Below are 20,749 nucleotides of genomic sequence, written 5' to 3'. Positions count from 1 at the left end.
CCATGACCGCGCCCGGCGGGGCGCGGTCAGTGACGCCTCAATACAGCAGGGAGATCTGCTGCGCCTTCGCCAGCGCGACCAGCTCATCATCCGGGCAGATATCGCTGGCGATCACGTCAAATTTCGCTAACGCCCCCATGCGCGCCGGACGCACTTTGCCAAACTTGCTGTGGTCGACCACCAGCACGTGGTAGCGCGCGTGACGCATCGCCCAGTGCTTGACCGGCAGCTCCTCCAGGTTATAGCAGGTCGCCCCCTGCTCGCAGTCAATGCCTGCCGCCGAGTAAAAGGCGATGTCAGGGCTCAGATGGCTGAGGGTGTCCTCAAGGCTCAGCGGCATAAAAATCGCGTTGCTGGCGTGAAATTCCCCACCGCACAGGACCGCGCGACACTGCGGTTTCTCCTGCAGGGCCAGGAAGGTATTCAGGGAGTAACAGACGCCGGTGAAGGGCAGGGCATCATCGATGGCGTCAATGATCCACGGCGTGGTGGTCCCGCAGTCGAAGAAAGCCATCTGATGGGCCTCTAGCAGCGCGGCCGCATGGCGAGCGGCGCGGCGCTTTTCCTCGACCAGCCGGGTTTTTTGATCGCTTAGCAGGTAATGGGTGGCGCTGCGCGGCTCCAGCACAATGTATCCGCCGAGCAGCACAACCGGGCCGCTGTGGCCATTGAGGTCGCGACGAATGGTCATTTCCGACACCCCAAGCAGGGAGGCGGCTTCTTTCAGATGTAGCTTATCGCTGCGTTTGAGTGCCTGAATGAGCTGACTGATACGTTCGTCACGGCGAGTTTCCATATTCCCTCTGCGCTAAAATCGCCCTGCGGGGGCAGGGCGTTAGCGGGATTTTACCTGTCGCTTACGGGTTAGTCACGCGGTGGCCGCAGCGACGGCTGGCGTTTAGCCGCGTACCCAGCCTTTGCGGATCGGCAGGGAGAAGCAGAGACGATACAGTCGCTGCAGCTGGCGATACAGCGCCGGTCCGAACGTATGCCAGATCAGCGCCGCACCGAGGCAGCCGCACATTCCGGCCAGCAGACCGCCGACCATATCCAGAGGCCAGTGCACGCCGAGATAGACGCGGGACCAGGCGATGGCGGCGGCGATGGCCATCAGCAGCGCGCCGGACCACAGGCGGTGCCAGAACAGAAAAGCCAGGGCAAAGGTAAAGCTGACGGTGCCATGATCGCTGGGGAAGGAGTCGTCCGCCGCGTGATGCAGGAAGTTATAGCCTACGCCGGCGACAAACGGCCGATCGTGCGGATAGAGGTGGCCGATCGCCCACGACACGGTCAGGCTAATCATCAGCGCCAGCATCAGCTTAAACACCATCTGCCGCTGGGCAGGCCCCCACAGCCATAATGTCACTACCAGCAAGGGCACGATCAGAATCAGATCTTTGGCGATCAGGATCGCCACCTCAATGGCCCACTGCGGCGAGGCCGGCGTCGCGTTAATCAGGGCGAACAGCGCGTAGTTAATATTTTCCAGCATAGACTTCCAGGCTCGTTGGTCCGATAGCAAATAAGCCGCCTACCCTAAAAAAAAGCGGTGTGGAGATAAAGCAGCATTGTCTTAAAGATCAGGTTGTTAAGAAATCTTGCAAATGGATTTCAATGCTAACCGCCTGAAAAGCGCCAGTATATCGTTTGTCACATTGCTGAAACATAAACGGAATATATACGCAGGCTGAATAGCAGGGGGAGAGTCCGGACGGCGGCGCGCAATTCGCAATATTGTGCGGTGTCACCCACAATTCACTATCTCCGCGCCGGGAGTTTCATTACACTTTGCGCGATTTTTGATAGATAAGAGATTTCATGCAAAATTATTCGCTTTCAGGCCGCCGCCTCGGAAGGCAGGCGTTGCTGTTCCCGTTATGTCTGGTGCTGTACGAGTTTTCCACCTATATCGGCAACGATATGATCCAGCCGGGTATGCTGGCCGTGGTTCAGGAGTTTCAGGTGGGCAACGAATGGGTACCTACCTCGATGACCGCCTATCTGGCCGGCGGCATGTTTTTACAGTGGCTGCTGGGGCCGCTGTCGGACCGTATTGGCCGCCGCCCGGTGATGTTGACCGGGGTGGTATGGTTTATCGTCACCTGCCTGGCGACGCTGCTGGCGCAGACCATTGAGCAGTTTACCCTGCTGCGCTTCCTGCAGGGGATCAGCCTGTGCTTTATCGGCGCGGTAGGCTATGCGGCGATCCAGGAGTCCTTTGAGGAGGCGGTGTGTATCAAAATCACCGCCCTGATGGCCAACGTGGCGCTGATTGCCCCGCTGCTGGGGCCGCTGGTGGGCGCCGCCTGGGTGCACGTGCTGCCGTGGGAGATGATGTTCGTCCTGTTCGCCGTGCTGGCGGCCATCTCGTTCGTCGGTCTGCAGCGGGCGATGCCGGAAACCGCGACGCGGTTGGGCGAAAAGCTGTCGGTCAAAGAGCTGGGCCGCGATTATCGCCTGGTGCTGAAAAACCTGCGCTTCGTCGCCGGTGCGCTGGCGACAGGCTTTGTCAGCCTGCCGTTGCTGGCGTGGATTGCCCAGTCGCCGGTGATTATTATCAGCGGCGAACAGGCCACCAGCTATGAGTACGGCATGCTGCAGGTGCCGATTTTCGGCGCGCTGATTGCCGGTAACCTGGTGCTGGCGCGCCTGACTTCGCGCCGTACCGTGCGCTCGCTGATTATCATGGGCGGCTGGCCGATCATGTTTGGTCTGATCCTCTCCGCGGCGGCGACCGTGGTCTCTTCCCACGCTTATCTGTGGATGACCGCCGGCCTGAGCTTTTACGCCTTCGGAATTGGCCTCGCGAATGCCGGGCTCGTGCGCTTAACGCTGTTCGCCAGCGAGATGAGCAAAGGCACGGTCTCGGCGGCGATGGGAATGCTGCAGATGCTGATCTTCACCGTCGGCATTGAGCTCAGCAAACATGCTTATGAGCTGGGGGGCAACGGCTTGTTCAGCCTGTTTAACCTGCTGGGCGGAGTACTGTGGCTGGGGCTGATGATCTACTTCCTGAAAGATAAAAGCGTCGGCAATTCGCAGCAGGTGTAACCGGTGGCAAACCCGGATGCACAAAAGCATCCGGGGGGCTAATCAGGCGAACGGCGCTTCGCGATTTAACACCTTATCAATAATCTGCAGCACGCCTTCTTCGTTGTTGTGCGGCGCGTGATGGCTGGCGACGGCTTTGACGTCTTCCCGGGCGTTGGCCATGGCAAAGCCAAATCCGGCGTGCTGCAGCATCTCGATATCATTGCCGCTATCGCCGAACGCCACCACCTCATGATCCTCAATGCCCCAGCGCTGCTGCAAAATGCGCAAGCCGTTGGCTTTGTGCACCCCAGGCATAATTAAGTCAATACTGCCGTAGCCGGTGGCCACCGCGGTGACCATATCCCCCAGCGCCGCGTGCAGCTTCGGCTGAATTTCCGGGATCAGGCTGTCCGGTACGTTGAGACCAAATTTGAGGATCGCATCATCAAGGTGGTTAAAATCATCCACCAGTTCGAGGCGGTGATAATACTTCGCCGCCACCGTCTTCAGCGCGTCGTTATAGCGGTTGAGAGTGTAGGCGCTGCGCTTCCCGCAGGCGATGATTTCGATATTCGGCAGGGTCTGCAGATGATCGACCACGGCGTTGAAATGGTGGACCGGCAGCTGGCAGTTGAAGACGTCTTCATTGCCGCTCACCACCCAGCCGCCGTTTTCCGCCACAAAGGCGATCTGATGGGCGATCTCCGGGAAAAAGGAGATCAACTGATAATACTGGTTGCCGCTGGCGACCACGAAGCGAATATTCTGTTCACGCATTCGCTGGTACTGGGCGAGGAAGCGCGGCCGGTTGTAAGTTTTGGCATCGCTTAAAAAGGTGCCGTCCATATCCACCGCAATCAGTTTGATGCTCATTAGCTGTTCTCCATAACGGGTTCAGATTGTGGCTTAGCCACCGCGCGGGCGACCAGTGCCGCCACCATCACCAGACCCAGCACCACCATCATGGCGCTGCGCAGGCCGAAGTGTTCGCCGAGGAAGCCCAGCAGCGGCGGCCCGACGAGGAAAGCAAGATAACCGGTGATCGCCACCACGCTGACGCGCTTGGGCGCGTCCGGCCCGGTATCGCTGGCGGCGGAGATGGTCAGCGGGAAGCCGAGCGAGGCGCCGATGCCCCACAGCAGTACCGAGATGCCCGCCACCCAGGGGTTATCGACGAAGATGATCAGGCCAATACCCAGGGCGCCCATCACCGCGCTGCCGCGGACCACCGTCACCCGGCTGTAGCGATCGATAAACCAGCCGCCGGTGAAGCGGCCCAGCGTCATGCCGAGGGTGAAGCCGGCATAGATCAGCGAGCCGGAGGTGGGGCTAAAGCCGTGGCCGTCCACCATCAGCAGCGGCAGCCAGTCGTTGGCCGAGCCTTCGGCAAAGGCCATCGCCAGGACGATGACCCCGATCAGCAGTAGCTGCGCGTCGCGCCATACCGGCAGACCTTTCGCCTCACCGTGGGCGGCTTCGGCGGCGTTTTTACCGGTGCCATCGGGAATGGCGCGGATGGCAATGGCGATGGGCAGAATAGCCACCAGCGCGGCCGCCAGGATATGCGGGGCGGCAGGCAGGCCGAATCCGGTCACTGCCATGCCCACCCCGGCGCCGAACAGGGTGCCAAAGCTGTAGAAGCCATGCATCATCGGCAGCACCGTTTTATTCATCTCTCGCTCGATGGCCGCGCCTTCGACGTTAATAGCGACTTCGGCGGAGCCAAAGCTGGCGCCAAAGATGGCCAGGCCGAAGGCGAACAGCGGGGCGGAAGAGACCCACAGGGCCAGGCTGAGCACCAGCATGCCGAGTACGGCGAAGGACATGGTGGCGCGGATGACCTTGCGGGTACCAAAGCGCTTCACCAGCCACGCCGAGCAGAGAATACCGCTCATCGACCCCACCGACAGACCAAACAGCACTACGCCCATTTCTGCCGTAGAAAGCATCAGCTGATCGCGGATCGCCGGCGTGCGGGTAGCCCAGGAGGCCATTAATAAGCCGGGGATGAAAAAGAACATAAACAGCGCCCACAGCCGAAGCTGGAGCGCTCTGCGCGAGGTTTGCGTCGTCATCCGTAAACGCCTTAAAGGAGAAGAGTGAAGACAACAGTAGCAAGCATGTGTACATTTGTACATAAACCGGAAGAGGAAAATTATGGCCCGTAGACCGAACGATCCGCAGCGCCGTGAGCGCATCCTGCAGGCGACGCTGGACACCATCGCGGCGCACGGCGTCCAGGCGGTGACGCACCGCAAAATCGCCCTCTGCGCGAATGTGCCGCTGGGGTCGTTGACCTATTATTTCAGCGGTATCGAGGCGCTGGTTGAGGAGGCGTTCAGCCTGTTTACCGCCGAGATGTCGGCGCAGTATCAGCAATGCTTTGCCGGGGTAACGAACCGGGAACAAGCCTGCGATGCCATCGCGGAGCTGATCTTCAGCGCCCAGGTGACCACGGCGCGCAATATGGAGCTGATGTATCAGCTGTACGCGTTCTGCAGCAGCCAGCCGGCGCTGAAGGGGGTGATGCAGAACTGGATGCGGCGCAGCCAGCAGACGCTGGAGCAATGGTTCGCCCCCGATACCGCCCGCGGCCTCGACGCCTTTATTGAAGGAATGACTTTGCACTTTGTCACCGACCGCGCGCCGCTGTCGAAGGCGGCAATCCGGCTGCTGGTTGGGCAGCTGGCGGGGGAGAGGGCGGAGGAAGAGGGGCGCTGAGGCGGTGCGAGACATGCGTGAGGGATAAATGCAGGCAACAAAAAACCCATCAACCTTGAACCGAAGTGGCGGGGTTGATGGGCTCCACAAAATGGGGACATCAAAGAAAAGCAGTGGCATTACTTATGACTGATGCCCTGAGAAAAAGTTCTGCCTGTGACGGCTTTTTTCTCAAAAATTTATTGTAGCCCTGGCCAGATGATCACGATGAGCGTCCCGGCAAGGGTAAGCAGCACGTTGGCGATGGCGTAGGTGCCTGCGTAGCCAAGCGCCGGAATGTTGCTGCGCGCAGTATCGCTGATGATCTCCATTGCCGGGGCGCAGGTGCGGGCGCCCATCATGGCGCCAAACAGCATCGCCCGGTTCATGCGCAGCACATAGGCGCCGAACAGGAAGCAGATCACCACCGGCAACAGGCTGACGATAAGCCCTGCCGCCAGCATCTGGCCGCCGACGGCGCCCAGACCGTTATTGATCCCGGCCCCGGCGCTCAGTCCGACCCCGGCCATAAACACCATCAGGCCAAACTCTTTCACCATGTTCAGCGCTCCCTGCGGGATATAGCCGAAGGTTGGGTGGTTGGCGCGCAGGAAGCCAAGCATAATGCCGGCAAACAGCAGGCCGGCGGCGTTGCCGATGCCGAAGCTAAAAGAGCTGAACTGGAAGGTGATCATGCCGATCATCAGGCCGACGATAAAGAAGGCGCAGAAGGCCAGCAGGTCGGTCACCTGGCTGTGAATGGAGATGAAGCCGATGCGGTCGGCCACGGTTTTTACGCGGCGGGCGTCGCCGCTGACCTGCAGCACGTCGCCTTTGTTCAGCACCACGTTATCGTCGATAGGCATTTCAATCTGGCTGCGGATCACCCGGTTTAAGAAGCAGCCGTGGTCGGTGAGCTTCAGCTGCGCCAGGCGGCGGCCGACGGCGTTGTGGTTTTTGACCACAATCTCTTCGGTGACGATGCGCATGTCGAGCAGATCGCGGTCGAATACCTCTTTGCCGTTACGGAAGCTCGGGTCGAGGCGAGCGTGCGCGTCCGGATAACCCACCAGCGCAATATCGTCGCCCATCTGCAGCACCGCGTCGCCGTCCGGGTTGGCCAGAATGCCGTTGCGGCGGATGCGTTCGATATAGCAGCCGGTCTGGCGATAAATCCCCAGCTCGCGCAGATTTTTGCCATCCGCCCAGGCCACCAGCTCCGGGCCAACGCGGTAGGCGCGGATCACAGGCAGGTACACTTTACGTTTTGAATCGGTATCGAGGCCGCGCTCACGGGCGATTTGTTGGGCGCTGGTCTGCAGATCCTGATGCTGCAGCTTGGGCATATAACGGGCGCCGACGATCAGACTCACCAGGCCGACCAGGTAGGTCAGGGCATAGCCGAGGCTCAGATGGTCAAGCGACTGCGCCAGCTGATCGCTGGGCAGGCCGAAATGGCGCAGGGTGTCGCCCGCGCCCACCAGCACCGGGGTGGAGGTCATGGCGCCCGCCAGCATACCGGCGGTAAGACCAATATCCCAGCCGAACACTTTGCCCAGCACGGTGGCGATCAGCATCGCGCTGCCGACCATCACCAACGCCAGCATCAGGTAGTTTTTGCCGTCGCGGAAAAAAATGGAAAAAAAGTTGGGCCCGGCTTCCACGCCGACGCAAAAAATAAACAGCATAAAGCCGAGATTAAGGGCATCAGTGTTAATCGCGAAATGCTGTTGACCTAATAAGAGAGAAACGACTAAAACGCCAATGGAATTACCAAGTTGTACTGAGCCGAGACGCAGTTTTCCCAGGCATAGTCCTAATGCAAGTACAACGAATAATAACAGGATGTAATTCCCGTTTAACAAATCTGCGACGTTTATATTCACGAAAGCCAACTTCTCATTTACTAGTAAGTTGTTGAAGGAAATGGTTATTTGGTCTAAGGTTGCTCAGGCGTTCGCGTTGTGGCGAACCTATTCTGGCACCCTGTTATAACCAGCAAAAATATACCCGCTAGTTTAATCCTTCCTGGATGCGGCGGCTAGTGACAATCGTTTTTAGGCTGGTTGGGGAGTTATTGGCATGGATTGCCGAAATGCTTTATCTGACTGGGCGACGTGGACGTGAGTTAGAGGCAACATCAGGAGGATACGGTGAAGTCTGAGCGTAGTTGGGCCGGTATTATCTGCGGCTTCGTTCTGTTCATTGTGGTGTGCTTATCGCTGCTACTACATATGAAAGGGGCCTTTCGCGCCAGCGGCAACCCGGAGCTGGGCCTGCTCTTCTTTTTGCTGCCAGGGGCGGCGGCGAGCTGCCTCTCTCCCGGACAGCGGGTACTGCGTCCTTTGCTGGGTGCGATGCTGGCGGCGCCGGTCTGTATGGTGACGATGCGGCTGTTCTTCGTGACGCACAGAACGTTCTGGCAGGAGATGGCGTGGGTACTGAGCGCGGTGTTCTGGTGCGCACTCGGGGCGTTGTGCTTTTTGTTTATCTGCGCCTGGCTTGATACCTGGCGCAGTCACTCATCGAGCAAATAAATTGACTCAGGCAAACAGGCCAAGGTTCTCTTTCGCCCAGGCTTCGAAATCGGTGCAACCGCCGATGTGTTTCTGGTCGACGAAGATCTGCGGCACGGTTTCAACCGGTTTGCCGACGGTCTTTTCCAGGTCAGCTTTGCTGATGCCTTCGGCGTGAATATCCACGTAACGGTAGTTAAAGTCATCACGCTCGTTGGTCAGTTTTTCTGCCAGCTCTTTGGCGCGAACGCAGTAAGGGCAGCCTGGACGACCAAAAATAACGGTAAACATTGCTTCTCTCCTTAAACCTCAGCCGGATGGCGAATGGCGCTTATGATGCCTGCATTGACCGGTGAGGGAAAGAAGGTTCTGCCTTTTGCTTCGATGGTTTACGGCTATGTTTGATAAATGTCGTACTATCAAAACCCGTATACTGACCCGGCGGCGTAGTGAGATTGTCTGATGCGCCGCGCTTATCAACCGGAGAGGTGTGATGCGAAAATTTGCCCCGTTGCCGAAAAGCATTCTGCTGGTTGAGATCCTCGGGATGGGGCTGTTAACCCTCGCCTGGCTCTCGCTTAACCAGTATGTCCAGCTGCCTGCGCCCATTGCCAGCCCGACCGCGGCGCTGGTGATGCTCTTTGCCGGGATCGTGCTGATGATCCCCGCCGCCATCGTCGTTATGTGGCGGATGGCGCAGATCGTGGCCCCGCAGTTAACGCACTCTCCAAAGCCTGAATCCTTGTCTGACAGAGAAAAACGTAATGACGCCGACCATTGAGCTGCTGCGCAGCCATCGTTCCATCCGCCACTTCACCGATGCCCCCGTGAGCGACGAACAGCGCGCAGAGATTATCGCCAGCGCGCAAGCGGCATCTACCTCGAGTTTTTTACAGTGCACCTCCATCATCCGTATTACCGACCCCGCGCTGCGTGAGCAACTGGTCCCGCTGACCGGCGGCCAGCAGCACGTCGCCCAGGCGGCGGAGTTTTGGGTCTTCTGCGCCGACTTTAACCGCCACCTGCAGATTTGCCCACAGGCGCAGCTGGGGCTGGCTGAACAGCTGCTGATCGGCGTCGTCGATACGGCGCTGCTGGCGCAAAACGCGCTGATTGCCGCCGAGTCCCTCGGGCTGGGCGGCGTCTATATCGGCGGGTTGCGTAATAGCATCGAGGCGGTGACTGAGCTGCTGGCGCTGCCGCAGCACGTCCTGCCGCTGTTCGGTCTTTGCCTTGGCTGGCCGGCGGATAACCCGGACATCAAGCCGCGGATGCCGGCCGCCATGCTGGTGCATGAGAACCGCTATCAGCCGCTGGATAACGCGCTGCTGGCGGACTATGACGACCAGCTGGCGCACTATTATCTGTCGCGCGGCAGCAACGCCCGCCGCGATACCTGGAGCGATCATATCCGTCGCACTATCGTGAAAGAGAGTCGTCCGTTTATTCTCGACTATCTGCATAAGCAGGGGTGGGCAACACGCTGATTACGTGTACACTGCTGCTCCGGCCAGGTGATCTCCGCCGCCGGCCGCAGGAAAGGTGAAAGTGTGTTCGATAGCTGAGGCCCGCCAGAGCGGGTCTTTTTGCAGAGGTGCAGGATGAAAATTGCCATATTATCCCGGGATGGAACGCTTTATTCATGTCGACGCCTGCGCGAAGCGGCGCAACAGCGCGGGCATCAGGTCGAGATCCTCGATCCGCTTTCCTGCTATATGAATGTCAGTCCGGTGGCGTCGTCCATCCACTACAAAGGGCGTCAGCTACCGCATTTTGATGCGGTGATCCCGCGGATTGGCTCGGCGATCACCTACTATGGCACCGCGGCTTTGCGTCAGTTTGAACTATTGGGAAGCTATCCGCTGAATGAGTCGGTCGCCATCACCCGCGCTCGCGATAAGCTGCGCTCGCTGCAGCTGCTGGCGCGCCAGGGTATCGATTTGCCGCTGACCGGCATCGCTCACTCCCCCGATGACACCAGCGACCTGATCGCCATGGTGGGCGGGGCACCGCTGGTGGTGAAGCTGGTGGAAGGCACCCAGGGGATCGGCGTGGTGCTGGCGGAGACCCGTCAGGCGGCGGAGAGCGTGATCGACGCCTTTCGCGGGCTGAATGCGCATATTCTGGTGCAGGAATATATTGCCGAGGCGAAAGGCTGCGATATTCGCTGCCTGGTGGTCGGCAATGAGGTGGTGGCGGCGATCGAACGGCGGGCTAAAGAGGGCGACTTTCGTTCTAACCTGCACCGCGGCGGCATGGCCACGGTGGCGCAGATTAGCGACGAGGAGCGGGCGATTGCCATCAAGGCGACGCAAACCCTTGGGCTCGATGTCGCCGGTGTCGATATTTTACGCGCCACCCGCGGGCCGCTGGTGATGGAGGTGAATGCCTCGCCGGGGCTGGAAGGGGTGGAAACCACCACCGGCGTGGACATCGCCAGCCGGATGATCGCCTGGATCGAGCGCCAGGCGACGCCGGAATTCTGTTTGAAAATAGGCGGCTAGCCGCTGGATGCAAGTCTGTCATGGTATGCGGCGCTTTTTTTGCGTAAGCTATGGCGTCGTTTTTTCATTGTAAGGGGTCACAGGCACTATGGATTCACTGGTCGTTCCAGGTCTGGATACGCTACGCCGCTGGCTGGATGAGATCGGCATCAGCTTTTTTGAGTGCGATTCCTGCCAGGCATTGCATCTGCCGCATATGCAGAATTTCGACGGTATTTTTGATGCCAAAATTGACCTGGTAGACAACGTGGTGCTCTTTTCCGCCCTCGCGGAGGTGAAGCCGTCCGCTCTGCTGGCGCTGTCGGCGGATCTCTCGGCTATCAACGCCAGTTCGTTAACTGTGAAGGCGTTTATCGATATTCAGGACGATAACTTGCCCAAGCTGGTGGTCTGTCAGTCGTTGTCTATCGGCCCGGGGGTGACCATGGAGCAGTTCGCCTGGTTCTTCCGCCAAAGCGAAGAGCAGATCTCAATGGTGATCCTCGAAGCCGGCGCCAACCAGCTGCTGTACAAAGGCGAAGAAGAAGAGCCCGCGGCGGAAAACGTGCAATACCATTTTCTTCACTAAACCTGCCTAAAATTAGCGCAGCCACTACCGCAGCGGCTGCGTATTACCCGCTTTTATTCTGCGTTTATCCTTCTCTTAAAGCATTATTCACCGCCATTCAGGCCGTTTTGGCTTATCACGTAGACCGTTATTGCATAAAAATTTGATAAAAGGCGTTTTTTTACCTGGGCTATAGCCTCTTATTCTGGCTACAGTTATTCTGGCGATGCTTCCAGTTGCGAGCAACCACTCCGGGAGAGATCCGCTCTCCTTTTCTCAGGCAATGAAAAAATATGCATGATTCTTGCATGCGTTGAAATGCGTATATTTGAGCCCGTAAATTAACGGGCGTTGAGAAGGATAAGAGATATGACCGCCTTTGGTAAAAAATGGTTAACAGGTCTGGTTACGGGTGCGCTGATGGCCGTCTCTGCCGGTTCGCTCGCCGCCGAACAAAAAACCCTGCATGTTTATAACTGGTCTGATTATATTGCGCCGGACACGGTAGCGAATTTTGAAAAAGAGACCGGGATTAAAGTCGTGTATGACGTTTTTGATTCCAACGAAGTACTGGAAGGCAAATTAATGGCCGGCAGCACCGGTTTCGACCTGGTGGTACCGTCGGCAAGCTTCCTTGAGCGCCAGCTGGCGGCGGGCGTGTTCCAGCCGCTGGACAAGAGCAAGCTGCCCAACTGGAAGAACCTTGATCCCGAAGTGTTGAAGCTGGTCGCCAAGCATGACCCTGAGAATAAATACGCTATGCCTTACCTGTGGGCGACGACGGGCATTGGCTACAACGTGGATAAGGTGAAAGCCGTCCTCGGTAAAGATGCGCCGGTGGACAGCTGGGATCTGGTGCTGAAGCCGGAGAACCTTGAAAAACTGAAAAGCTGCGGCGTCTCCTTCCTCGACGCGCCGGAAGAGATTTTCGCCACCGTGCTGAACTACCTCGGCAAGGATCCGAACAGCAGCAAAGCGGATGATTATACCGGCCCGGCGACCGATCTGCTGCTGAAGCTGCGGCCGAACATTCGCTACTTCCACTCTTCGCAATATATTAATGACCTTGCCAACGGCGACATCTGCGTGGCGATCGGCTGGGCAGGGGATGTCTGGCAGGCGGCCAACCGCGCGAAAGAGGCGAAAAATGGCGTCAACGTCTCCTACTTTATTCCGAAGGAAGGCGCGCTGGCGTTCTTTGATGTCTTTGCCATGCCGGCCGACGCCAAGAATAAAGATGAAGCCTATCAGTTCCTTAACTATCTGATGCGCCCGGATGTGATCGCTAAAATCAGCGACCAGGTGTTCTACGCCAACGGCAACAAGGCCTCCACACCGCTGGTCAGCGAGACGATCCGTAACAACCCGGCGATTTATCCGCCAGCGGATGTGTTCGCCAAACTGTTCACGCTGAAGGTGCAGGATCCGAAGATTGACCGCGTGCGCACTCGCGCGTGGACCAAAGTGAAGAGCGGCAAATAATCTCTGACGGCCCGTCGAACACGGGCCGAATCAGATCTGCACTCGCCGGGAAATGGCAGCGCGCCCGGCGAGCAGAAGCACCAGGATGGTGCAATTGCACTGTTAAGCACGAAGTATGGCACCGGACCATATGGTGATCGTTTTTTTGCCGGAGAGCACCCGATTGAACGACGTAATGCCCCGCCCACAGGCGAAAGCCCCCAAAGCGCTGACCCCGCTACTGGAAATCCGTAACTTAACCAAGTCGTTCGATGGCCAGCACGCGGTCGACGACGTCAGTCTCACTATCTATAAAGGCGAAATTTTTGCTCTGCTGGGCGCATCAGGCTGCGGGAAATCGACCCTGCTGCGTATGCTGGCGGGCTTTGAACAACCGACCGCCGGGCAGATTATGCTCGACGGCGTGGATCTGGCGCGCGTGCCGCCCTATCAGCGGCCTATCAATATGATGTTCCAGTCCTACGCCCTGTTTCCCCATATGACCGTTGAGCAGAATATCGCCTTCGGTCTGAAGCAGGATCGTCTGCCTAAGGCGGAAATCACCGCCCGGGTGCAGGAGATGCTGGCTCTGGTGCATATGCAGGAATATGCCAAACGCAAGCCGCACCAGCTCTCTGGCGGCCAGCGCCAGCGCGTCGCGCTGGCGCGTAGCCTGGCGAAACGGCCGAAGCTGCTGCTGCTCGATGAGCCGATGGGCGCGCTGGACAAAAAGCTGCGCGATCGCATGCAGCTGGAGGTAGTGGATATTCTCGAACGCGTTGGCGTGACCTGCGTGATGGTGACTCACGACCAGGAAGAGGCGATGACCATGGCGGGCCGTATCGCCATCATGAACCGCGGCAAGTTTGTGCAGATTGGCGAACCGGAAGAGATTTACGAGCACCCGACCACCCGCTATAGCGCCGAGTTCATCGGCTCGGTAAACGTCTTTGAAGGGCTGGTGAAGGAGCGTCTGGAGGATGGCCTGGTGCTAAGCTCGCCGGGATTGATGCATCCGCTGAAGGTCGACCCCGACGCGTCGGTGGTGGATAACGTGCCGGTCTGGGTGGCGCTGCGCCCGGAGAAGATCATGCTGTGCGATGAACCACCGGCGGACGGCTACAATTTTGCCGTCGGCGAGGTGATTCATATCGCCTATCTCGGGGATCTCTCTATCTATCATGTGCGCCTGCAAAGCGGGCAGATGATCAGCGCCCAGTTGCAGAATGAACACCGCCATCGGAAAGGAACGCCCACCTGGGGTGACGAGGTGCGTTTATGCTGGGATGCGGATAGCTGCGTAGTGCTGACGGTGTAAGGAGAGGGCGATGAGTACCGTTGAATCCCCGTCAGGGGCGAAAAAACCGGGCGGCTTCGGGCTGTGGGCGGCGCGCCTGCAGATGGCGCATGGCCGCAAGCTGGTGATTGCGCTGCCCTATCTGTGGCTGATCCTGTTGTTCATGCTGCCGTTCCTGATCGTGTTCAAGATAAGTCTTGCCGAGATGGCGCGGGCGATCCCTCCCTACACCGAGCTGATGGAGTGGGCGGATGGCCAGCTGACGCTGACCCTCAACTTTGCCAACTTCCTGCAGTTGACTGACGATCCGCTCTATTTCGAAGCTTATCTCCAGTCGCTGCAGGTGGCGGGCATATCGACGATCTGCTGCCTGCTGCTGGGCTATCCGCTGGCCTGGGCGGTGGCGCACAGCAAGCCGTCGACGCGCAATATTCTGCTGCTGCTGGTGATCCTGCCGTCGTGGACGTCATTCTTAATCCGCGTCTATGCCTGGATGGGGCTGCTGAAAAGCAACGGCGTGTTGAATAACTTCCTGCTGTGGTTAGGGGTTATCGATCAGCCGCTGGAGATCCTGCACACCAACCTGGCGGTGTATATCGGTATTGTGTATGCCTATCTGCCGTTTATGGTGCTGCCGATCTACACCGCGCTGACCCGCATCGACTATTCGCTGGTGGAGGCCTCGCTGGATCTCGGCGCCCGGCCGCTGAAGACCTTCTTCCAGGTGATCGTCCCGCTCACCAAAGGCGGCATTATTGCCGGTTCGATGCTGGTGTTTATCCCGGCGGTGGGGGAGTTCGTGATCCCGGAACTGCTGGGCGGGCCGGACAGCATCATGATTGGCCGCGTGCTGTGGCAGGAGTTCTTTAACAACCGCGACTGGCCGGTCGCCTCGGCGGTGGCGATTGTCATGCTGCTGCTGCTGATCGTGCCGATCATGTGGTTCCACAAGCACCAGCAAAAACAGATGGGAGAGCAGGGATGAACGACTTGCCGGTAGTACGCTCGCCGTGGCGCATTCTGATCCTCGTGCTCGGGTTCACCTTCCTCTATGCCCCGATGCTGATGCTGGTGATCTACTCGTTCAACAGCTCGAAGCTGGTAACGGTCTGGGCCGGGTGGTCGACGCGCTGGTATAGCGAACTGTTCCACGATGATGCGATGATGAGCGCGGTAGGTTTGAGCCTGACCATCGCCGCCTGCGCGGCGACGGCGGCGGCGATCCTCGGTACCATCGCCGCGGTGGTGATGGTGCGCTTTGGACGCTTTCGCGGGTCTAATGGCTTCGCATTTATGATCACCGCGCCGCTGGTTATGCCGGACGTGATCACCGGTCTCTCGCTGCTGCTGCTTTTCGTGGCGCTGGGACATGCCATTGGCTGGCCGTCGGATCGCGGGATGTTGACCATCTGGCTGGCGCACGTCACCTTCTGTACCGCCTATGTGGCGGTGGTGATCTCCTCGCGGCTGCGTGAACTGGACCACTCGATCGAAGAGGCGGCGATGGATCTGGGCGCCGCGCCGCTGAAGGTCTTTTTCGTCATCACGCTGCCGATGATTATGCCAGCGGTGATCTCCGGCTGGCTGCTGGCGTTCACGCTGTCGCTGGATGACCTGGTGATCGCCAGCTTTGTCTCCGGTCCCGGGGCCACGACGTTACCGATGCTAGTCTTCTCCAGCGTGCGTATGGGGGTCAACCCGGAGATTAACGCCCTGGCGACGCTCATCCTTGGCGTGGTCGGTATTGTTGGTTTTATCGCCTGGTATTTGATGGCCCGCGCAGAAAAGCAGCGAGTGCGCGATATCCAGCGTGCAAGACAAGGCTGAACCACCTAAAATCGGTACAGCAGCCTCCGGTCGGCGCCACCCTGTGGCGCCGTTTTCATGGAAGACATTACGTTGGGATTGTTTACGAAAACTCGCTCATCGCATGCCCGCCTTAACGTCCCTGCGCTGGTGCAGGTGGCGGCCTTTGCTATTATTTTGATCCGCGCTCTGGACCTGCTGATGATCCTCAATCTGTTGGGTCTGCAGGGGCTGAACGAATTCATACACCGCAGCGTCCAGACCTGGAACCTGACGCTGGTCTTCCTCGGCAGCCTGGCGCTGGTATTTGTCGAAATCTGGTGCGCCTTCTCGCTGGTGAAAGGGCGCAACTGGGCGCGCTGGGTCTATCTGCTGACGCAGATTATCGCCGCCGGCTACCTGTGGGCGGCGTCGCTGGGCTACGGGTATCCGGAACTGTTCAGCATTCCCGGCGAATCCAAACGGGAGATCTTCCACTCGCTGGTGATGCAAAAACTGCCGGATCTGCTGGTTCTGACGCTGCTGTTTGTGCCGGCGAACTGCCGTCGGTTTTTCCGCCTGCAATAACGGTGATACAATCCCCGCCCCTGGATTTTTGAAGGTCAATTATGCATTGCGCACTCTACGACGCCGGCCGCTGCCGCTCCTGTCAATGGCTGGAGCGGCCGGTCCCGCAACAGCTCGCCGATAAAATGGCCGATCTGCGCACGCTGCTGGCGGCGATCCCGGTCGCTGCCTGGGGCGAGCCGGTCAGCGGGCCAGAGACGGCCTTTCGTAACAAGGCCAAGATGGTGGTCAGCGGCAGCGTTGAGCGTCCGCTGCTGGGGATGCTGCATCGCGATGGCACCCCGGTGGATCTCACCGACTGCCCGCTCTATCCTTCATCGTTTGCGCCGGTGTTTGCCGTCCTGAAGCCCTTTATCGCCCGCGCCGGGTTAACCCCCTATAACGTCGCGCGCAAGCGCGGGGAGCTGAAATATCTGCTGCTAACCGCCAGCCAGCAGGGGGAGATGATGCTGCGCTTCGTACTGCGCTCAGAGGCCAAGCTGGCTCAGCTGCGCGCCGCGCTGCCGTGGCTGCAGGCGCAGCTCCCGCAGCTCAAGGTGATCACGGCGAATATCCAGCCGGTGCATATGGCAATCATGGAAGGCGAGCAGGAGATCTTCTTCACCGAACAGCAGGCGCTGGGGGAGGTCTTTAACGAGGTGCCGCTGTGGATCCGCCCGCAAAGTTTCTTTCAGACCAACCCGGCGGTAGCCAGTCGGCTGTATGCCACCGCCCGCGACTGGGTGCGCGCGCTGCCGGTCCAGCATATGTGGGATCTGTTTTGCGGCGTCGGGGGATTTGGCCTGCACTGCGCGACGCCGGCGATGCGCCTGACCGGTATCGAGATCGCTCCGGAAGCGATCGCCTGCGCCAGACAGTCAGCCGCGCAGCTGGGGCTCAGCAATCTGCATTTTCAGGCGCTGGACTCGACGCAGTTCGCCACTCATGAAGCGGATATCCCGCAGCTGGTGTTGGTCAACCCGCCGCGCCGCGGCATTGGCGCCGAACTGTGCGACTATTTAAGCCGCATGGCGCCGCCCTATATCATCTATTCCAGCTGTAACGCTCGCACCATGGCGACCGATATTGCCCGTCTTCGCGGCTATCGCGTCGAGCGGGTCCAGCTGTTTGATATGTTCCCTCACACCGCGCACTACGAAGTGCTGACCCTGCTGGTCCGCGAAGTTTAAACAAAATGTGAAGGCTTTGCGCCGCTGAAATCAGGTAAGCTTGGCGCTGCATGTTTTGTTATTGGTGGGGGGAATCTAATGGCCAAAACCATTCTGCTGGTGGAAGATGACGAGGATATTGCCACGCTGCTGCGGCTCAATCTTCAGGATGAGGGCTATCAGATTGTGCATGAAGCCGACGGCGACCAGGCCCTTGTCCAGCTGGAAAAGCAGGTCTGGGATGCGGTGATCCTTGATTTGATGCTGCCTGGCGTCGATGGCCTGGAGATCTGCCGGCGTATCCGTCAGATGACCCGTTACCTGCCAGTAATTATCATCAGCGCTCGCACCAGCGAAATGCACCGCGTGCTGGGCCTGGAGATGGGCGCCGATGATTATCTGGCGAAGCCCTTTTCACTGCTGGAGCTTATCGCCCGCGTCAAAGCGCTGTTTCGTCGCCAGGAGGCGATGGGGCAGAACCTGCTGATGGACGCCGGGCGCCTGTCCTGCCATGGCCTGAGCATCGATCCGCTGTCGCGCGAAGTGAAGCTGCGCGGCGAGGTGGTGGACCTTACGCCGCGCGAATTCGATCTGCTCTATTACTTCGCCCGCCATCCCGGTGAGGTGTTTTCGCGGCTGGCGCTGCTGGAGCAGGTCTGGGGATATCAGCACGAGGGCTATGAGCACACGGTTAATACCCATATCAACCGCCTGCGCAGCAAAATCGAACGTGACCCGGCGGAGCCGGACATCATTCTTACCGTCTGGGGTAAAGGCTATAAATTCGCCCCGATGTCGCAAGAGGTCGCCCCGTGATCCGCCGCCTGAGCCTCAGCCAGCGGTTGGCGCTGGTGGTGGTCTCCCTGCTGATGCTGTGCGCGGCGGCAGTATGCGCCGTTCAGTTACACAGCAGCGCGCAGTATGGCAACGCCATGGTGCAGCGCCTCTCCGCCGGGCTGGCTCAGCAGATTGTCGCCCGCGAGCCGCTGCTGGACGCCCACGGCGAGGTCAACCGACAAACCCTGAAGTCGTTGTTTGACCGCCTGATGACCTTTAATCCCAGCGTGGAGCTCTATCTGTTGTCGCCGGATGGCGACCTGCTGGCCGATGCGGCGCCGCCGGGACATATCCAGCGCCAGCGTATCGATATGGCGCCAGTGCAGGCTTTTCTCACCGGCAGTGCGTCGCCGGTGTATGGCGACGATCCACGTAGTCTCGACGGACGAAAAGTCTTCAGCGCCGCTCCGCTGCGCGTCGACGGGCAGCTGCGCGGCTACCTGTATATCATTTTGCAGGGAGAGACCTTTAATCAGCTGGCGGCCGACGCCTGGCAAAAAACGCTGTGGAGCATTGTTCTGTGGACGCTGCTGCTGGTGGCCCTGTTTGGCCTTCTGACAGGGGGGCTGGCATGGTTCTGGGTCACCCGGCCGGTCCGCCAGCTCACCGCCCAGGTCGCGGCGAGCGGCCAGGACAGCATCAGCGCCATCAAAACCCTGGCGGCCCGCACGCCGGAGCCCCTGCCTGGTAACGAGGTGGCGGTGCTCGAGAATCGCTTTATTGACCTTGCGCAGCAGATAGCCGGCCAGTGGGATCGGCTGGCCGACAGCGACCGCCAGCGCCGCGAATTTGTGGCCAATATCTCCCATGATTTGCGTACGCCGCTCACCTCGCTGCTGGGGTATCTGGAAACGCTGACGCTGAAGGATGAACGGCTGACCGCCGAGGAGCGCAGGCAATATCTCACCATCGCCCTGCGTCAGGGCAACAAAGTGCGCCATCTCTCGCAGCAGCTGTTTGAGCTGGCGCGACTGGAGCATGGGAGCATTAAGCCGCAGCGCGAGCGTTTTGCGATGGGGGAGCTGATCTCCGATGTCGCGCAGAAGTTTGAATTAACTGCCCGCACGCGCGAGGTGAACCTGCGTATTGATGTGCCGGGACCGCTGCCGCTGATTAACGCCGATGTGTCGATGATTGAGAGGGTGGTGACCAACCTGCTCGATAACGCGATGCGGCATACGCCCGTCGGCGGGGAGATCCGTCTGGCGGTCTGGCAGGAGGATCAACAGCTCCAGGTGGAAGTGGCCGACAACGGAACGGGCGTCGATGCCGCGCTGCGCGACGATCTGTTCCAGCGGCCGTCGGCGTTGTCTACCCAGGCATCGCGGGAGGATCGCGGCGGGTTAGGGCTACTGATTGTGAAACGAATGCTGGAGTTGCACGGGGGCGGTATCAGACTGGTGGAGTCGGTAAGCGGGGCGCGGTTCAGGTTCTTCGTGCCACTTTAAGACATTGCCGGATGGCGGATACGCCTTACCCGGCTACGGGGGAAGAGTAGGCCGGGTAAGCGCAGTGCCACCCGGCAAAAAATTTACTCCGGGAACCACTGGTTGCTGATTTTCTGGTAGGTACCGTCGGCCTTAATCGCTTTCAGCGCGGCGTTCAGTTTCTCCAGCAGCGCCTTGTTATCCGGGCGCACGGCAATGCCGAGTCCGGTGCCGAAGTATTGCGGATCCGTCACTTTCGGCGTGGCTGCGCCCAACTGCGGGTTGGTTTTCAGCCACTCGTTGACCACTGCGGTATCGCCGAACACGCCGTCGATACGGCCATTTTTCAGATCGATAATCGCATTCTGGTAGCTGTCATAGGCGACGGTCTTCACCTCAGGATGTTTATCCTGCAGATATTTCTGGTGGGTGGTGCCGTTTTCCATGCCGATCCGTTTGCCTTTCAGGTCATCGAAGGAATGGAACGCGTCTTTTTTGGCGATCACCAGCGCCGAGTTGGCGTAGTACGGGTCGGTGAAGGCCACCTGCTTGCTGCGTTCCGGCGTAATATCCATTCCGGAAATCACCGCATCATATTTCTTGAACTTCAGTGCCGGGATCAGGCTGTCAAAAGCGTGGTTGGTAAAGGTACATTCTGCCTGCATTTGTTTGCACAGCGCTTTGGCCAGGTCGAGATCGAAACCAACAATCTGATTATTGGCATCCATCGATTCAAACGGCGGATAGGTTGCGGACACGCCGAAGCTGATTTTCTCTGCGGCGGCAGCGCCGAAGGTGAACGTGGTGAGCAGTGCAGCCAGAACTAACTTTTTCATCGTGGAACTCCCGTCTGTCAATCTTATGATTATTCGCCGTGTCTGCGGCATAGAGTGACAATGCCATTAA

At 59.0% G+C, this 20,749-nt stretch carries 22 protein-coding genes; 15 read left to right on the top strand and 7 right to left on the bottom strand.

Annotation, left to right across the window (positions count from 1 at the left end; all coding sequences use genetic code 11):
• Positions 1–37: 37 nt before the first annotated feature.
• Together deoR and ybjG are read right to left on the bottom strand one after the other, a co-directional pair.
• Positions 38–796, bottom strand: a complete 759-nt coding sequence (gene deoR, locus DTA24_RS19550; RefSeq protein ID WP_004151717.1) for a DNA-binding transcriptional repressor DeoR — start codon at positions 794–796, stop codon at positions 38–40.
• 102 nt (positions 797–898) lie between these two features.
• Positions 899–1,492: an undecaprenyl-diphosphate phosphatase gene (gene ybjG / locus DTA24_RS19545; protein ID WP_012542354.1), complete on the bottom strand. Its 594-nt coding sequence runs from the start codon at positions 1,490–1,492 to the stop codon at positions 899–901.
• A 326-nt stretch (positions 1,493–1,818) separates the two neighbouring features.
• Here ybjG and kdeA point away from each other — a divergent pair, with 326 nt between their 5' ends.
• Entirely contained in the window at positions 1,819–3,051 is a 1,233-nt protein-coding gene (gene kdeA, locus DTA24_RS19535) for a multidrug efflux MFS transporter KdeA (RefSeq protein ID WP_047666183.1), read from the top strand.
• A gap of 42 nt (positions 3,052–3,093) precedes the next feature.
• On the opposite strand, the gene DTA24_RS19530 is transcribed toward kdeA, so the two are convergent.
• Both DTA24_RS19530 and DTA24_RS19525 read right to left on the bottom strand, forming a co-directional pair.
• Positions 3,094–3,906, bottom strand: a complete 813-nt coding sequence (locus DTA24_RS19530) for a Cof-type HAD-IIB family hydrolase (RefSeq protein ID WP_025713828.1) — start codon at positions 3,904–3,906, stop codon at positions 3,094–3,096.
• Positions 3,906–5,108 carry an MFS transporter gene (locus DTA24_RS19525; RefSeq protein ID WP_012968636.1) on the bottom strand — a complete coding sequence of 401 codons (1,203 nt, stop codon included), beginning with the start codon at positions 5,106–5,108 and terminating at the stop codon, positions 3,906–3,908. The genes DTA24_RS19530 and DTA24_RS19525 overlap by 1 nt, the downstream gene beginning before the upstream one ends.
• An 82-nt stretch (positions 5,109–5,190) precedes the next feature.
• Here DTA24_RS19525 and DTA24_RS19520 point away from each other — a divergent pair, with 82 nt between their 5' ends.
• Positions 5,191–5,754 (top strand): TetR/AcrR family transcriptional regulator, encoded by a 564-nt coding sequence (locus DTA24_RS19520; protein WP_012968635.1) that lies wholly within the window; start codon positions 5,191–5,193, stop codon positions 5,752–5,754.
• A gap of 179 nt (positions 5,755–5,933) precedes the next feature.
• On the opposite strand, the gene DTA24_RS19515 is transcribed toward DTA24_RS19520, so the two are convergent.
• A complete protein-coding gene (locus DTA24_RS19515) occupies positions 5,934–7,619 on the bottom strand; it encodes an aspartate:alanine antiporter (RefSeq protein ID WP_008805810.1) in 1,686 nt (561 codons plus the stop codon).
• A 267-nt stretch (positions 7,620–7,886) separates the two neighbouring features.
• Here DTA24_RS19515 and ybjM point away from each other — a divergent pair, with 267 nt between their 5' ends.
• On the top strand, positions 7,887–8,270 hold the full coding sequence (ybjM, locus tag DTA24_RS19510) for an inner membrane protein YbjM (protein ID WP_008805811.1): 384 nt from the start codon (positions 7,887–7,889) through the stop codon (positions 8,268–8,270).
• Between the two features lie 6 nt (positions 8,271–8,276).
• Here ybjM and DTA24_RS19505 read toward each other — a convergent pair whose 3' ends face one another.
• Positions 8,277–8,540 carry a GrxA family glutaredoxin gene (locus tag DTA24_RS19505; protein WP_002896352.1) on the bottom strand — a complete coding sequence of 88 codons (264 nt, stop codon included), beginning with the start codon at positions 8,538–8,540 and terminating at the stop codon, positions 8,277–8,279.
• Between the two features lie 202 nt (positions 8,541–8,742).
• Between DTA24_RS19505 and DTA24_RS19500 the strand changes: the two genes are divergently transcribed.
• The 12 genes from DTA24_RS19500 (at position 8,743) to DTA24_RS19445 (ending at position 19,864) form a co-directional block, all read left to right on the top strand.
• Positions 8,743–9,030, top strand: coding sequence for a YbjC family protein (locus DTA24_RS19500; protein WP_008805812.1), 288 nt, complete (start codon positions 8,743–8,745; stop codon positions 9,028–9,030).
• Positions 9,014–9,736, top strand: coding sequence for a nitroreductase NfsA (nfsA, locus tag DTA24_RS19495; protein ID WP_016160548.1), 723 nt, complete (start codon positions 9,014–9,016; stop codon positions 9,734–9,736). Before DTA24_RS19500 ends, nfsA begins: the two co-directional genes overlap by 17 nt.
• 114 nt (positions 9,737–9,850) lie before the next feature.
• The gene (gene rimK / locus DTA24_RS19490; protein WP_012542349.1) at positions 9,851–10,753 is read left to right on the top strand and encodes a 30S ribosomal protein S6--L-glutamate ligase; all 903 of its coding nucleotides are present in this window, start codon (positions 9,851–9,853) and stop codon (positions 10,751–10,753) included.
• A gap of 88 nt (positions 10,754–10,841) precedes the next feature.
• A complete protein-coding gene (locus DTA24_RS19485; protein WP_002896365.1) occupies positions 10,842–11,321 on the top strand; it encodes a YbjN domain-containing protein in 480 nt (159 codons plus the stop codon).
• A gap of 348 nt (positions 11,322–11,669) precedes the next feature.
• Positions 11,670–12,782, top strand: a complete 1,113-nt coding sequence (gene potF, locus DTA24_RS19480; protein ID WP_002896368.1) for a spermidine/putrescine ABC transporter substrate-binding protein PotF — start codon at positions 11,670–11,672, stop codon at positions 12,780–12,782.
• Between the two features lie 163 nt (positions 12,783–12,945).
• Positions 12,946–14,079, top strand: coding sequence for a putrescine ABC transporter ATP-binding subunit PotG (gene potG, locus DTA24_RS19475; RefSeq protein ID WP_046622770.1), 1,134 nt, complete (start codon positions 12,946–12,948; stop codon positions 14,077–14,079).
• A 10-nt stretch (positions 14,080–14,089) separates the two neighbouring features.
• Entirely contained in the window at positions 14,090–15,043 is a 954-nt protein-coding gene (potH, locus tag DTA24_RS19470) for a putrescine ABC transporter permease PotH (protein ID WP_008805816.1), read from the top strand.
• Positions 15,040–15,885: a putrescine ABC transporter permease PotI gene (gene potI / locus DTA24_RS19465; RefSeq protein WP_002896372.1), complete on the top strand. Its 846-nt coding sequence runs from the start codon at positions 15,040–15,042 to the stop codon at positions 15,883–15,885. The genes potH and potI overlap by 4 nt, the downstream gene beginning before the upstream one ends.
• 57 nt (positions 15,886–15,942) lie before the next feature.
• Positions 15,943–16,431: a YbjO family protein gene (locus DTA24_RS19460; protein WP_008805817.1), complete on the top strand. Its 489-nt coding sequence runs from the start codon at positions 15,943–15,945 to the stop codon at positions 16,429–16,431.
• A 41-nt stretch (positions 16,432–16,472) separates the two neighbouring features.
• On the top strand, positions 16,473–17,600 hold the full coding sequence (gene rlmC / locus DTA24_RS19455) for a 23S rRNA (uracil(747)-C(5))-methyltransferase RlmC (RefSeq protein WP_016160549.1): 1,128 nt from the start codon (positions 16,473–16,475) through the stop codon (positions 17,598–17,600).
• A gap of 78 nt (positions 17,601–17,678) precedes the next feature.
• The gene (locus tag DTA24_RS19450) at positions 17,679–18,395 is read left to right on the top strand and encodes a response regulator transcription factor (RefSeq protein ID WP_012542345.1); all 717 of its coding nucleotides are present in this window, start codon (positions 17,679–17,681) and stop codon (positions 18,393–18,395) included.
• A complete protein-coding gene (locus DTA24_RS19445) occupies positions 18,392–19,864 on the top strand; it encodes an ATP-binding protein (protein ID WP_046882267.1) in 1,473 nt (490 codons plus the stop codon). The genes DTA24_RS19450 and DTA24_RS19445 overlap by 4 nt, the downstream gene beginning before the upstream one ends.
• A gap of 83 nt (positions 19,865–19,947) precedes the next feature.
• Here DTA24_RS19445 and artJ read toward each other — a convergent pair whose 3' ends face one another.
• On the bottom strand, positions 19,948–20,679 hold the full coding sequence (artJ, locus tag DTA24_RS19440) for an arginine ABC transporter substrate-binding protein ArtJ (RefSeq protein ID WP_008805821.1): 732 nt from the start codon (positions 20,677–20,679) through the stop codon (positions 19,948–19,950).
• Between the last annotated feature and the right edge of the window lie 70 nt (positions 20,680–20,749).

Source organism: Klebsiella sp. P1CD1, from assembly GCF_003790505.1.
GTDB classification, from domain to species: Bacteria; Pseudomonadota; Gammaproteobacteria; order Enterobacterales; family Enterobacteriaceae; genus Klebsiella; species Klebsiella variicola.
This window is presented reverse-complemented; position numbering and strand designations above follow the sequence as displayed.